Consider the following 14,289-nt stretch of genomic DNA (forward strand, 5'->3'; position numbering starts at 1 on the left):
TCCTTTCATCATGAAAATTGATAAGTTCGACGTATATTTAACCCTCCCGCAGGTTAACCTTCGGGGAGTGAATAAGTGTAAGCCACTCATGGCAAAAAAAAACCGCCGGATAAACCGGCGGCATGATGATAAAGCAATCTGTTGGCACGCTGTGTCGCGAGTCTGGCGGAGGAGACAGGGTAAATAAACCGCAATCTCAATACATTAGCCTGTTTCCACGGCGCGCACGCGCTGAGCCATAAGCCGTTATTAATAAAAATCTGCGGAGGCTTTTTCGGCCTGCGCCATCCATACCGGCTGTTCGCTGGTCTTTGCCCACACGCGGTGCAGCCAGCTGTAAAAACGGGCGCGATCTTTCCAGAACAGCATCACCGGCAGCGCCAGTACGCCAGCCGCCACGGCGAAAGCGCGACGCGCAAAGATGATATGAGCAGGATAAGTTTTGTACAACGCCATAATTTCTCTCCCCTTTGTCAGGCCGGCAAGCAAAGCCGGTAAAGTTAATCTGTTTCTCTGCTTAAAATAGTACCGCTTTGGCTGTAATTTTACTACTCATCCGACCACTAAAAAACACCTATTCAGGATTTATTTACATTCATCCGGTAATTAAGTTACATAAAGGTTAAATTAATACTAATCATTAGTTAAATTGTGGTTTTGGCCATTTTTATATTTTTTTTACACCCCCGTGGCTGATTTTTGCGAAATCTTTGCGCCCGACTTCCTATTCTCCTCGTAAATCAAAAAAGACATCCGGAGGTGGATTGTGACTACAGGCGTAATCGCTGGCGTAGCGCTGGTGTTCCTGTTGCTGGTTTATCTGGTTTATGCCCTGATACATGCGGAGGCATTCTGATGGCCGCTCAAGGTTTTTTACTCATCGCGACTTTTATTCTGCTGCTAATGATCCTCGCTCGTCCGCTGGGTACGGCGCTGGCGACGATGATCAATGATATGCCGCTACCGGGTCTGGCCCGGATTGAACGCGGTTTATGGCAGGCAGCGGGGATTCGTTCGCAGGAGATGAACTGGCTCCAGTATTTAGTGGCGATTCTGCTGTTTAACGCGCTGGGTCTGGCGGCGCTGTTCGCTCTGCTGATGTTTCAGGGCTCTCTGCCGCTCAACCCGCAGCATCTGCCCGGTCTGTCATGGGATCTGGCGCTGAATACGGCGGTGAGCTTTGTCAGCAACACCAACTGGCAGGCCTATGCCGGTGAAGCCACCATGAGTAGCCTTAGCCAGATGGCCGGGCTGGCGGTGCAAAACTTCCTCTCCGCCGCTACCGGCATCGCGGTGATCTTTGCCCTCACCCGCGCATACGCCCGGCAGAAAGTCACCACTCTGGGCAACGCCTGGGTCGATCTGACCCGCATTACTCTCTGGGTGCTGCTGCCGATTTCGCTGCTGATTGCGCTGTTCTTTATCCAGCAGGGCGTGCCGCAAAGTTTATCGCCGAATAACGAATTTACCTCGCTTGAAGGGGTACGCCAGATGCTGCCGTTGGGGCCGGTGGCTTCGCAGGAAGCGATAAAAATGCTGGGTACCAACGGCGGCGGCTTCTTTAACGCCAACTCGGCGCATCCCTTTGAAAACCCCACCGCGCTGACCAACCTGGTGCAGATGCTGGCGATCTTTCTCATTCCGGCGGCGCTGTGCTTCGCTTTCGGTGAGGCGGTGGGCGATCGCCGTCAGGGTCGGGCGATTCTGTGGGCGATGACGCTCATCTTCATCGTCTGCGTGGCGGTAGTGATGTGGGCAGAAACCCGCGGCAACCTTCACTTGCTGAGCCTTGGCGCCGACAGCAGTAGCAACATGGAAGGCAAAGAGAGCCGGTTCGGTATTCTCGCCAGCAGCCTGTTTGCCGTGGTCACCACCGCCGCGTCCTGCGGAGCAGTCAACGCCATGCACGACTCCTTTACCGCGCTGGGCGGAATGGTCCCTATGTGGCTGATGCAGATAGGCGAAGTGGTCTTCGGCGGCGTCGGCTCGGGTCTGTACGGCATGCTGCTGTTCGTGATGCTGGCCGTGTTTATCGCCGGGCTGATGATTGGCCGCACCCCGGAATACCTCGGGAAAAAAATCGACGTCCGCGAAATGAAAATGATCGCACTGGCGATCCTCGTTACCCCGACGCTGGTGCTCCTCGGCACGGCGCTGGCGATGCTGACCGAGGCCGGTCGCGCGGGCATGTTTAACCCCGGGCCGCATGGCTTCAGCGAAGTACTGTATGCCGTCACCTCAGCGGCGAACAACAACGGCAGCGCCTTTGGCGGCCTCAGCGCGGCAACACCGTTCTGGAACCTGCTGCTGGCATTCTGCATGCTGGTCGGCCGCTTCGCGGTGATTATCCCGGTGATGGCGATTGCCGGTTCGCTGGTGACGAAGAAAATTCAGCCCGCCGGCAGCGGCACGCTCGCCACCCATGACGCGCTGTTTATCGGCCTGCTGATCGGCACCGTGCTGTTGGTCGGCGCCCTGACCTTTATTCCCGCGCTGGCGCTCGGCCCGCTGGCAGAACATTTTTCCTTACTTTAAGCGATTGCGGAGCAACCTGTTATGAGTCGCAAATCATTAGCCCTGCTGGAGCCGACGCTGGTGCGTCAGGCCCTGCTCGACGCCGTGAAAAAACTGAGCCCTGCCGTACAGTGGCGTAACCCGGTGATGTTTATCGTCTGGATCGGCAGCCTGCTCACCACCCTGCTGGCCATTGCCATGGCGAGCGGGCAAATCGCCGGCAGCGCCGGATTTACCGCCGCTATTAGTCTCTGGCTGTGGTTCACCGTCCTGTTCGCCAACTTCGCCGAAGCGATGGCGGAAGGCCGCAGTAAAGCGCAGGCCAACAGCCTCAAAGGTGTCAAAAAGACCGCCTTTGCCCGTAAGCTGCGCGCGCCGCAGCACGATGCGCAAATTGACCACGTCCCCGCCGAAGAGCTGCGTAAAGGTGACGTGGTGCTGGTGGAAGCGGGAGATATTATCCCCTGCGATGGCGAAGTTATCGAAGGCGGCGCATCGGTAGATGAGAGCGCCATTACCGGTGAGTCCGCGCCGGTTATCCGCGAATCCGGCGGCGACTTCGCCTCGGTGACCGGCGGGACGCGTATTCTCTCCGACTGGCTGGTGATCCGCTGTAGCGTCAACCCGGGCGAAACCTTCCTTGACCGGATGATCGCCATGGTTGAAGGTGCTCAGCGCCGCAAGACGCCGAACGAAATTGCGCTAACCATCCTGCTTATTGCCCTGACGCTGGTATTCCTGCTGGCCACCGCCACTATCTGGCCCTTCTCCGCCTGGAGCGGTAATGCTGTCAGCGTAACGGTACTGGTGGCGCTGCTGGTATGCCTGATCCCCACCACTATTGGGGGCCTGCTGTCGGCCATCGGCGTTGCCGGGATGAGCCGCATGCTCGGCGCGAACGTCATCGCCACCAGCGGCCGCGCGGTTGAGGCGGCGGGCGATGTCGATGTCCTGCTGCTGGACAAAACCGGCACCATTACCCTCGGCAACCGCCAGGCTTCGGCATTCCTGCCTGCGCAGGGCGTGGAAGAAAAAACCCTTGCCGATGCCGCCCAGCTGTCGTCGCTGGCCGATGAAACGCCGGAAGGCCGCAGCATCGTCGTCCTGGCCAAACAGCGCTTTAACCTGCGCGAGCGCGATCTCCAGTCGCTGCATGCCACCTTTGTGCCGTTTACCGCCCAGACCCGGATGAGCGGCATCAACATCGACCAGCGGATGATCCGCAAAGGTTCCGTAGATGCCATCCGCCGCCACGTTGAGGCCAACGGCGGCCACTTTCCGGCCGATGTCGATAAGCAGGTTGAAGAAGTGGCGCGTCTTGGCGCGACGCCGCTGGTGGTCGCCGAAGGCGAGCGGGTGCTGGGGATTATCTCGCTGAAAGATATCGTTAAAGGCGGCATCAAAGAGCGTTTTGCCCAACTGCGTAAAATGGGGATTAAAACGGTGATGATCACCGGCGATAACCGACTGACCGCCGCCGCTATCGCCGCGGAAGCCGGAGTGGACGACTTTCTCGCCGAAGCGACGCCGGAGGCCAAGCTGGCGTTGATCCGCCAGTATCAAGCGGAAGGTCGGCTGGTGGCGATGACCGGCGACGGTACCAACGACGCCCCGGCGCTGGCGCAGGCCGACGTGGCGGTCGCGATGAACTCCGGTACCCAGGCGGCGAAAGAGGCGGGCAATATGGTGGATCTCGACTCTAACCCCACCAAACTGATCGAGGTCGTACATATCGGTAAACAGATGCTGATGACCCGCGGATCCCTGACCACCTTCAGTATCGCCAACGACGTGGCGAAGTACTTTGCCATCATTCCGGCCGCCTTTGCCGCCGTCTATCCGCCGCTGGCGATGCTCAACGTGATGCATCTGCACTCGCCCTCTTCGGCGATCCTGAGCGCGGTGATTTTTAATGCGCTGATTATCATCTTCCTGATCCCGCTGGCGCTGAAGGGCGTGAGCTATAAGCCGCTGACGGCCTCGGCGATGCTGCGCCGCAACCTGTGGGTCTACGGCCTGGGCGGACTGCTGGTGCCCTTTATCGGTATCAAAGCTATCGACCTGTTATTGACCCTGACCGGGCTGCTGTGAGGAAAAAACCATGTCATTCATTCGTCCTGCCCTTGTACTGTTTATTCTGTTAACGCTGCTCACCGGCGGCGTCTACCCGCTGTTGACCACCGCGCTGGGACAGTGGTGGTTCCCGCAGCAGGCCAACGGCTCGCTGGTGCGGATTGACGGCGAAGTGCGCGGTTCCCGTCTCATCGGGCAGAACTTTACGGCGCCGGGCTATTTCCAGGGCCGCCCTTCCGCTACGGCGGAGATGCCGGATAACCCGCTGGCCTCCGGCGGCAGCAACCTCGCCGCCAGCAATCCGGCGCTGGACAACGCCATCAGCGAACGGGTGCAGGCCCTGCGCGCCGCCAATCCGGACGCCAGCGCCACGGTTCCGGTGGAGCTGGTCACCGCCTCGGCTAGCGGGCTGGATTACAGCCTGACGCCTGCCGCCGCCCTGTGGCAGGCGCCGCGCGTCGCCAAAGCGCGACAGCTCAGCGTGGAGCAGGTCACGCAACTGGTGAACGAGGCAACGCAAAAACCGTTGCTCAGTTTTCTCGGCCAACCTGTGGTAAATATACTGCAGCTGAATATGTCGCTGGATGCCCTGAAGGATAAGTAAGATGAGTGATGAGCCGCTGCGTCCGGACCCTGATCGCCTGCTGCAACACGCCGCCGCCCCGCATCGCGGTAAGCTAAAGATATTTTTCGGCGCCTGCGCTGGGGTCGGTAAAACCTGGGCGATGCTGGCGGAAGCGCAGCGGCTGCGCGCCCAGGGGCTGGATATCCTGATTGGCGTGGCGGAAACCCACGGGCGTAAAGAGACGGCGGCGATGCTTGAGGGGCTGAGTACCCTGCCCCAGCGCCGCCTTTCCCACCGCGGGCGCTACGTGAAGGAGTTTGACCTTGACGGCGCCCTGGCCCGCCGCCCGGCGCTGATCCTGGTCGATGAGCTGGCGCACAGCAACGCGCCCGGATCGCGTCATCCTAAACGCTGGCAGGACGTCGAAGAGCTGCTGGAAGCCGGCATCGACGTGTTTACCACCGTTAACGTTCAGCACCTCGAGAGCCTGAACGATGTCGTCAGCGGCATCACCGGCGTGCAGGTTCGCGAAACCGTCCCCGATCCGTTTTTCGACGCCGCCGACGATGTGGTGCTGGTTGACCTGCCTCCGGACGATCTGCGTCAGCGGCTCAATGAAGGTAAAGTCTATATCGGCGGTCAGGCTGAGCGGGCCATTGAAAACTTCTTTCGCAAGGGCAATCTCATCGCCCTGCGCGAGCTGGCGCTACGCCGTACAGCCGATCGAGTCGATGAGCAGATGCGCGCCTGGCGCGATCGCCAGGGCCAGGAAAAAGTCTGGCACACCCGCGACGCCATTTTGCTCTGCATCGGCCATAACACCGGCAGCGAAAAGCTGGTGCGCGCCGCCGCCCGGCTGGCCGCCAGATTGGGCAGCGTCTGGCATGCGGTGTATGTTGAAACCCCGTCGCTGCACCGCCTGTCGGAGGCGAAGCGGCGGGCGATTCTCGCCGCGCTCAGGCTGGCGCAGGAGCTGGGAGCGGAAACCGCCACCCTCTCCGATCCCTCCGAAGAGAAGGCCGTTCTGCACTACGCCCGCGAACATAATCTCGGCAAGATAGTGATTGGCCGCCAGCAGAAAAGGCGCTGGTGGGATCGCGGCGGCTTCGCCGATCGGCTGGCCCGTCACGCCCCGGATCTCGATCTGGTGGTGATCGCGCTGGATGAAAAAGCCGCCTCCCTGCCGGCTCGCGCCAGCGATAGCCGGACGGCGATGGATAAATGGCGTCTACAGCTCCAGGGCTGCGTCGTCGCCATCGCGCTGTGCGCGGTGATTACCGTTGTCGCCATGCAGTGGCTGATGGCCTTTGAGGCCGCCAACCTGGTGATGCTGTATCTGCTTGGCGTGGTGATTATCGCTCTCGTGTATGGCCGTTGGCCGTCGGTACTGGCGACGGTGATTAACGTGGTCAGCTTCGATCTGTTTTTCGTTGCGCCGCGCGGTACGCTGGCGGTTTCAGATGTACAGTATTTACTCACCTTTGGCGTGATGCTGACCGTCGGGCTGCTTATCGGCAACCTCACCGCCGGCGTTCGCTACCAGGCGCGGGTGGCGCGCTATCGCGAGCGGCGCACCCGGCATCTGTACGAAATGTCCAAAGCGCTGGCGGTGGGCCGCAGCCGTGAAGATATCGCCGCCACCAGCGAACGGTTTATCGCCTCGACGTTTCAGGCGCGCAGTCAGCTACTGCTGCCCGATGAGATGAACCGGCTCTCTCCATTGACTCAACCCACCGCGGCCATCACCTGGGACGACGCGATCGCCCGCTGGAGCTTCGATAAGGGGCTGCCCGCCGGGGCGGGTACCGATACGTTACCCGGCGTCCCCTACCAAATCCTGCCGCTGAAAAGCGCCGCCCGTACCTGGGGGCTGGTGGTGGTGGAGCCGGCTAACCTGCGCCAGCTGATGATCCCCGAACAACAGCGCCTGCTGGAAACCTTTACCCTGCTGGTCGCCAGCGCGCTGGAGAGACTGACGCTCACCGCCAGCGAAGAGCAGGCGCGGCTGAACAGCGAGCGGGAAAGCCTGCGCAACTCGCTGCTGGCGGCGCTGTCCCATGATTTACGCACCCCGCTGACGGTGCTGTTCGGCCAGGCGGAAATCCTGACCCTCGATCTTGCCAGCGAAGGGTCGAAGCACGCGCCGCAGGCCAATGAGATACGCCAGCACGTACTGAACACCACCCGGTTGGTGAATAATCTGCTGGATATGGCGCGGATCCAGTCCGGCGGATTTAATTTGCATAAAGAGTGGTTAACCCTCGAAGAGGTGGTCGGCAGCGCGCTGCGCATGCTGGAACCGGGGCTCGGTGGGCGGCATATTCAGCTCGATCTGCCGGACCCGCTGCTGCTGGTACACGTCGATGGCCCGCTATTTGAACGGGTGCTGATTAATCTGCTGGAAAACGCGGTGAAGTACACCGGGCCGCAGGCGCAAATCGGCATCGCGGCGCATGTCGACCCGCACCATTTATTGCTTGAAGTGTGGGATAACGGGCCGGGTATTCCTCCAGGGCAGGAACAGGCTATCTTTGATAAATTCGCCCGCGGCAATAAAGAGTCGGCGATCCCCGGCGTAGGCCTGGGACTGGCGATTTGTCAGGCCATCGTTGAGGTGCACGGCGGAACGATTAGCGCCGAGACGCGCCCGCAAGGCGGCGCCTGTTTCCGTGTTACACTGCCGCGAGAAGCGCCCCCTGAACTGGAAGAGTTAGCCGAGGAAATGTGATTAACGTTCTGATTATCGAAGACGAAAATGCTATCCGCCGCTTTCTGCGCACCGCGCTGGAAGCCGACGGCATGCGCGTATTTGAAGCAGAGACGCTGCAGCGCGGGCTGATCGAAGCCGCGACCCGCAAGCCGGATTTAGCTATTCTCGATCTGGGTCTGCCCGATGGCGACGGCAACGCGTTTATTCGCGAGGTTCGCCAGTGGAGCCAGATGCCGATTATCGTGCTGTCGGCGCGCACCGAGGAGCAGGACAAAATCGCCGCCCTCGACGCAGGAGCCGATGACTATCTCAGTAAACCCTTTGGCATTGGCGAGCTGCAGGCGCGATTGAGGGTGGCGATGCGTCGCCATGCCGGCGCCCAGGCCGACGAGCCGCGGGTGCGTTTTGCCGATATTGACGTTGATATCCCCGCCCGCCGCATCGTGCGCGGCGATGAAGAGATCCACCTGACGCCGATTGAATTTCGCCTGCTGGTGGTCCTGCTCAACAATCCTGGCAAAGTGCTGACCCAGCGACAGCTGCTCAAACAGGTCTGGGGGCCAAATGCGGTGGAGCACAGCCACTACCTGCGGATTTATATGGGGCACCTGCGGCAAAAGCTGGAGGCCGACCCGGCCCGTCCGCAGCACTTGCTGACCGAAACGGGGATCGGCTATCGGTTTATGCCCTAGCCGTTGTCCCCGGCTCGCGCTTCGCTTAGCCGGGCTACAGTTCCTGCGCTGTTTCATCGCGGTGGCGCTGCGCTGACCGGGCTACGGGTTCACCGTCGACTGCGGACCGGTAGCCCGGATAAGGCGTTTACGCCGCCATCCGGGGAATGCAGACAATTACTGCCCGTAGTAGGCCCCCGCGCCGTGTTTACGCAAATAGTGTTTATCCAGCAGGGTCGCAGAGACCGGCTGTTCGTCAGCGCTTAACTGGCGGGTCCACATATTCATATAGGCAATCTCTTCCAGCACCACGGCATTATGCACCGCGTTCGCCGGATCTTTTCCCCATGCAAATGGGCCGTGGCCGTGAACCAGCGCGGCGGGCACGCTGAGCGGATCGGTATGCTGCGCGCCCAGCGTTTCGATAATCACGTGACCGGTATTGGTTTCATAATCACCGCGGATTTCATCATCGCTAAGGGGACGGGTACAGGGGATCGGCCCATAAAAATAGTCGGCGTGGGTGGTGCCCATCGCCAGCAGCGACCTCCCCGACTGCGCCCAAATCGTCGCATGGCGCGAATGGGTATGCACAATTCCGCCCACGCCGCTGAATGCCTTATACAGCTCAAGATGGGTCGGCGTATCCGACGAGGGCTTATAGCGCCCCTCCACCACGCTGCCGGTCGCCAGCTCCACCACCACCATATCGTCAGCGGTCATCACGGCGTATTCCACGCCGGAGGGTTTGATCACCACCAGCCCGGCGTCGCGATCGATGCCGCTGACGTTGCCCCAGGTAAAGGTCACGAGATTAAATTTCGGCAGCGCCAGATTGGCATCAAGAACCGCCTGCTTGAGGTTATCCAACATACTTCACTCCTGAATTCACAATGCCTTCATAGTGCGGTGGACGAAATGTCTGCTGGTATTTATCCGTTAGCCACGCTTTAGCGTCGGCGATTCTCTCGCTGTCCAGCCCGTCGTTTTTGGCCCACATCTCAATCAGCCAGGCGCCGCGATAGTTCAGCGCCGAGAGCGTACGAAATATCTCCGTGAAATCGACGCAGCCGGTACCGAATGGCACATCGCGAAACTGCCCCAGCGAAGCGTGGGACACCTGCTGCGTATCCTTCAAATGAATGGCGGTGATTTTATGAATTCCCTTACTCAACTCTTCGGGAACATCGTTTTGCCATGCGCTTAAGTTGCCGACGTCCGGATAGACGCAAAACCACGGACTACAGACCTTCCGTTCGAGATCCAACCAGCGGGAGATATTGCTCATAAAGGCGGTGTCCATAATCTCCATCGACAGCATCACCTGCGCTTTCGCCGCTTCGGCCACCGCCCAGTTGATGCCCTCAATAAAGTATTCCCGGGTCTGCGCCGAAGAGGATTCGTAATAGACGTCATAGCCTGCCAGCTGGATGTTGCGAATACCGACGTGGCTGGCAAAATCCAGCGCATCAAGCATCAGTTCCCGCGCCTTGAGCCGGGTCTCACGATTGACGCTACCAAAAGGATGGCTGCGGTGCGCGGAGAGGCACATGCTCGGCACATCGATACCGCTGTTAATTTTGTCGGCCACAAATGCCAGCCGCTGTCCACGGTTCCAGCGCAGCCTGGCCTGGCGTTCAGGACTCTCATCAACGGAGATTTCGATAAAATCAAACTCCAGGCCAGCCGCCATTTCGAAGCGTTTCGGCCAGTCCAGCGCAGCGGGAAGCGCTTTTTCGTAGATACCAAGTCTCGGTTTCATTGCGCCGCCCCCGTTGCCCTGGAGAGGCTTTGCGCGACCTCTACGTAACGGGCATAACCTTCGCGCAGCTGCTGATGCCGCTTGCCGTCCGGTTGATAACTGACCACCTCGGGCTGCGTGGCCGCTATCGCTTCGCTGAAGTTGGCGTAGGCTCCGCTGCCGGCGGCTGCGCACAGCGCGGCGGCTCGACATCCCGCCTGTTCGATGTCCACGACTTCCAGAGGAAGATTGGCCGCGTCGGCGTACATCTGGGTCCAGCCTCTCGACTGGCTCGGCCCGCCGGTAAAGCGAATTTTTTCAATACCCCGATTGAGTTCAATAATGCGGTCCTGATGTATCAGGTGAGAAAAAACGATCCCGCGGTAGATGGCCGCAATAATATCCTTTTTCGTATGATGTCCCGCCAGACCTACCAGCGCACCCGGCAGATCCATCGCCAGATTGGAACCGAACAGATAAGGTAAAAAAATCAGGTTGCTGTCGGTCTCTTGCGCAATCCAGCTTTCGAAATGGTCGTAGCAGCGGTCATCGTCAGGGAAAAACTGTTTCACAAACCAGGAGAGATTGCTCGCCGAAGTGGGGCTGCCCTCATGAACAAAATATTTGCCCGGAATGCAGTATTTTCCCCAAATGTAGGGATAGTCGCTGGCAATAATGCTGTCCGTCACCGAGGTGGCGATACTCCATGTACCGGCCACTGCGCTCAGGGTATCCGCCCGGTCAATGCCCGATGAGACGGCGGAGGCCACCACGTCGAAAAAGCCGCCGAATACCGGCGTTCCGGGACATAATCCGCAGTCCAGCGAGGCCTGCAGGGTAATGTGGCCCACGCAGTCCGTCGAGTTGACCACCGGCGCGGTCTTATCCGCCACTTCCTCAATGCCGAACAGCGCCATCATGTCGCGGTCGTAGCGGGAGGTAAGCTGGTTATAAAAATTGCTGCCGGAGATATTGGTAATTTCCGCCGTCGCCTCGCCGGTCAGACGAAAGCGAATGTAGTCGTGCACCATTAAAACGGCGTCGATTCTGTCGTAGTTGGCGGGCTCATGTGCTTTTAACCACGCCAGCAGCGATACCGGGTGCCCGGTCCACAGCTGCTGCAGCCCTTTGGGATAGGCCAGTTTATCGACCCCTTCGCGGTACCATTTTTTGACGAACGCCAGCGCCCGGGTATCGGATGAGATAATTCCGTTGCGCACCGGCTCGCCTTTTTTATCTATCGCGTACAACCCTTTGCCGTGCGAGGAGAAGCCGATCCCGCCAATACTTAACGCTGGCACCTGGCTTTCAAACAGCGCTTTTTTTATTACGCTGCAAACGGTATCCCATAGCTCATGCATGTTCCGCTCGGTAAAACCCGGCTGTTCGGTTAATACCTGTGCATATTGCGAAGCCACGTGGATCTCCTGCCCGCACTCAGTATATATCCCGGCTTTGGTGACCGTACCACCGATATCCACTCCGATAAAATTCATATCCCTTCGTCCCATAATTAATATAAGTTAACGTCTGGCTGAGCTAATAAAGGTGGCGCCCCAAATAATAAGCCCTTTCACCACGTACTGAACGTAAGGTGAGATCCCTAACAGGTTTAATCCATTATTCAGTACGCCGAGCATCATGGCGCCGATCAGCGTGCCAATAATCATTCCGCGCCCACCGGCAATCGATGCCCCGCCGAGCACCACGGCGGCAATAGCATCCAGTTCAAAACCGACGCCCGCATTAGGCTGACCGCTCATCACCCGTGAGGTAAAAATAAGACCGGCAAAACTGGCGGTAAAACCGCTGATCACATAAACCAGCAATTTATAATATTTAACCCGCAGTCCGCTCAGGCGCGCCGCTTCTTCATTGCCGCCAAGAGAATAAACATAGCGGCCAAACGGCATATGATTCAGCACGATATAAAAGATGAAATATAAAACCACCATCAGAATAATAGGTACCTGAATACCGAACAGATATTCACGGCCCCAAAAAGCGAATGAATCCGGTAAGCCGGAGATGGGATAGCCGCCGGTATAGATCAGTGCCAGCCCCTTCGCAATAATCATCGCGCCGAGGGTTACGATAATCGGCGGCATTTTGCCGTAGGCGGTTAAAAAGCCGTTCAGCGCGCCAAAGGCGACGCCGGAACCCAGGCCGATAAGAATGGCTAACCACGGATCTAAACCATAGTACTTCATTAATCCCGCCATCAGCGTACCGGCCAGGGCCATGACCGCGCCGACGGAGAGATCGATCCCACCGGTCAGGATGGCAAAGGTCATTCCGATGGCGATGATGGCATTGATCGAGACCTGACGGGCGACGGTAGATAAGTTATCAACCGTTAAGAAGTAGTCATTAAAAATAGCCATACAGGAAAACAGGAGTACCAGACCAACGAACGGCAGGAATGCAGGCATTTTTAATAAACTATGCAGCATCTTTTTATTTTTATCAGGAGACACGGCTGGCGCTAATGATACGTTTTCATTACTCATTTAATACTCCCTAAATAATATTACCGGCAGCATGCAGCATAATGACGGTGGAATTAATTTGGTCGTTCTCAAGCTCCGCAACGATATTACCGTCGCGAAAAACCATCACCCGGTCGCTGACGCCTATGACCTCTGGAAGCTCAGATGAAATCATAATTATCGCAATCCCCTGGGCGGTGAGGTCGCGCATAATCTGGTAGATTTCTGATTTTGCTCCGACATCAATACCGCGAGTCGGCTCGTCAAAAATAAGAATATTGACGTCATGATTTAACCAACGAGAAATAACGACTTTCTGCTGGTTACCGCCGCTCAACGTCCCCACCGCGGTCCCGGCATCTGGCGTTTTCACACCAACGTGGCTAATTAAACGCTCGGCGGTCAGGCGCTCTTCGTTATCGCGGATAAGCGAGAACTGGCAGGCGTGTTTGTTAAGCCAGATATTGTCTTTGACCGAAAAAGGCAGTACCAGTCCCTGCGTTTTGCGGCTTTCCGGCAACAGGCCGATACCCAGACGCAGAGCCCGATCGGTTGAATTTATCGTCACCTCTTTTCCGGCCAGACGGACGCGTTTTTTGTAGCATTTATCCGCGCCGGTCAGAGCCAGAATCGCTTCGGAACGCCCCGACCCCACCAGCCCGGCAAGGCCTAAAATCTCCCCTTTGCGCAACGTCAGCCGATTAACCTGACTACTTTCGGTCAGCTGAATTTCCGCCTCCAGCAGTATTTCATCATGCGCCAGCGTCCGCCGCTCGGGATAGATGTTCTCCACCTCACGGCCGACCATCATCTGGATCATCTCTGCGATATCGATATTGTCGACCTTTGCCGATCCGATATATTTGCCGTCGCGCAGAATACTCAGGCTGTCGCAGATTTCATATATCTCCTCCAGGTGATGCGAGATAAAGAACATGCCGACGCCTTTAGCCTTTAAATCGCGCATCACGCGGAAAAGATGTTCCGCCTCGCCAGGAGTTAGGGTCGCGGTGGGTTCGTCCAGAATGAGAATTTGCGCATCCAGCGACAGCGCTTTGGCAATTTCCACGAATTGCTGCTCGGCGACGCTGAGATGGCAGATTTGCTCGTCGGGATCGAGCGTGACGCCAAGCTCTTTAAAAATGCGTAACGCCTCCCGACGCATCGCTTTACGATCTAACAGGCCAAAACGATTTACCTTTTCACGATTAAGGAAAATATTCTCATAAGCGTTCAGATAGGGAATAAGAGAAAACTCCTGAAAGATAATCCCTACGCCGCAGGCAATCGCATCGCGATAGTTATGAAAATGCTGCTGCTTACCATCAATATAAATATTACCGGCGTCAGGTTGATAGATCCCGCACAGGATTTTCATCAGCGTCGATTTACCCGCGCCGTTTTCACCTAATAAAGCGTGAACTTCTCCACGAGCAAGGGTGATATTAACATTATCCAGCGCCTTGACTCCGGGGAAGCTTTTACTGACGTTTTTGACTTCCAGTAAGCTGGGCATAAACATCGCT

The 14,289-nt window shown here is 57.8% G+C and carries 12 protein-coding genes; 6 read left to right on the forward strand and 6 right to left on the reverse strand.

Annotation, left to right across the window (positions count from 1 at the left end; genetic code table 11):
• Positions 1–249: 249 nt before the first annotated feature.
• The gene (locus ACSIPU_RS08380) at positions 250–456 is read right to left on the reverse strand and encodes a DUF2517 family protein (protein WP_004100261.1); all 207 of its coding nucleotides are present in this window, start codon (positions 454–456) and stop codon (positions 250–252) included.
• A gap of 310 nt (positions 457–766) precedes the next feature.
• Here ACSIPU_RS08380 and kdpF point away from each other — a divergent pair, with 310 nt between their 5' ends.
• Genes kdpF through kdpE form a run of 6 tightly spaced genes read left to right on the forward strand, consistent with a single transcriptional unit; the run spans position 767 to position 8,554 of the window.
• Entirely contained in the window at positions 767–856 is a 90-nt protein-coding gene (gene kdpF / locus ACSIPU_RS08385; protein ID WP_016807944.1) for a K(+)-transporting ATPase subunit F, read from the forward strand.
• Positions 856–2,535: a potassium-transporting ATPase subunit KdpA gene (gene kdpA / locus ACSIPU_RS08390; protein WP_196557893.1), complete on the forward strand. Its 1,680-nt coding sequence runs from the start codon at positions 856–858 to the stop codon at positions 2,533–2,535. The genes kdpF and kdpA overlap by 1 nt, the downstream gene beginning before the upstream one ends.
• A 21-nt stretch (positions 2,536–2,556) precedes the next feature.
• Positions 2,557–4,605, forward strand: coding sequence for a potassium-transporting ATPase subunit KdpB (gene kdpB / locus ACSIPU_RS08395; protein ID WP_017146339.1), 2,049 nt, complete (start codon positions 2,557–2,559; stop codon positions 4,603–4,605).
• A gap of 10 nt (positions 4,606–4,615) precedes the next feature.
• Entirely contained in the window at positions 4,616–5,191 is a 576-nt protein-coding gene (gene kdpC / locus ACSIPU_RS08400) for a potassium-transporting ATPase subunit KdpC (RefSeq protein ID WP_016807942.1), read from the forward strand.
• A 1-nt stretch (position 5,192) separates the two neighbouring features.
• Positions 5,193–7,880: a two-component system sensor histidine kinase KdpD gene (kdpD, locus tag ACSIPU_RS08405; RefSeq protein ID WP_016807941.1), complete on the forward strand. Its 2,688-nt coding sequence runs from the start codon at positions 5,193–5,195 to the stop codon at positions 7,878–7,880.
• Positions 7,877–8,554, forward strand: coding sequence for a two-component system response regulator KdpE (kdpE, locus tag ACSIPU_RS08410; protein WP_004111427.1), 678 nt, complete (start codon positions 7,877–7,879; stop codon positions 8,552–8,554). Before kdpD ends, kdpE begins: the two co-directional genes overlap by 4 nt.
• A 156-nt stretch (positions 8,555–8,710) precedes the next feature.
• Here kdpE and araD read toward each other — a convergent pair whose 3' ends face one another.
• From araD to ACSIPU_RS08435, 5 genes are read right to left on the reverse strand one after another with little or no spacing between them, the layout of a single operon-like run.
• Positions 8,711–9,406 (reverse strand): L-ribulose-5-phosphate 4-epimerase, encoded by a 696-nt coding sequence (gene araD, locus ACSIPU_RS08415; protein WP_004111424.1) that lies wholly within the window; start codon positions 9,404–9,406, stop codon positions 8,711–8,713.
• Positions 9,396–10,295 (reverse strand): L-ribulose-5-phosphate 3-epimerase, encoded by a 900-nt coding sequence (locus ACSIPU_RS08420; protein WP_133497491.1) that lies wholly within the window; start codon positions 10,293–10,295, stop codon positions 9,396–9,398. The genes araD and ACSIPU_RS08420 overlap by 11 nt, the downstream gene beginning before the upstream one ends.
• Positions 10,292–11,770: an FGGY-family carbohydrate kinase gene (locus ACSIPU_RS08425; protein ID WP_196557897.1), complete on the reverse strand. Its 1,479-nt coding sequence runs from the start codon at positions 11,768–11,770 to the stop codon at positions 10,292–10,294. Before ACSIPU_RS08425 ends, ACSIPU_RS08420 begins: the two co-directional genes overlap by 4 nt.
• 27 nt (positions 11,771–11,797) lie before the next feature.
• Positions 11,798–12,784 (reverse strand): ABC transporter permease, encoded by a 987-nt coding sequence (locus tag ACSIPU_RS08430; protein WP_004100252.1) that lies wholly within the window; start codon positions 12,782–12,784, stop codon positions 11,798–11,800.
• A gap of 10 nt (positions 12,785–12,794) precedes the next feature.
• Entirely contained in the window at positions 12,795–14,279 is a 1,485-nt protein-coding gene (locus tag ACSIPU_RS08435; protein ID WP_126488796.1) for a sugar ABC transporter ATP-binding protein, read from the reverse strand.
• Positions 14,280–14,289: the final 10 nt, after the last annotated feature.

Source organism: Klebsiella sp. HN106 (genome assembly GCF_051209435.1).
Taxonomy (GTDB): Bacteria; Pseudomonadota; Gammaproteobacteria; order Enterobacterales; family Enterobacteriaceae; genus Klebsiella; species Klebsiella oxytoca.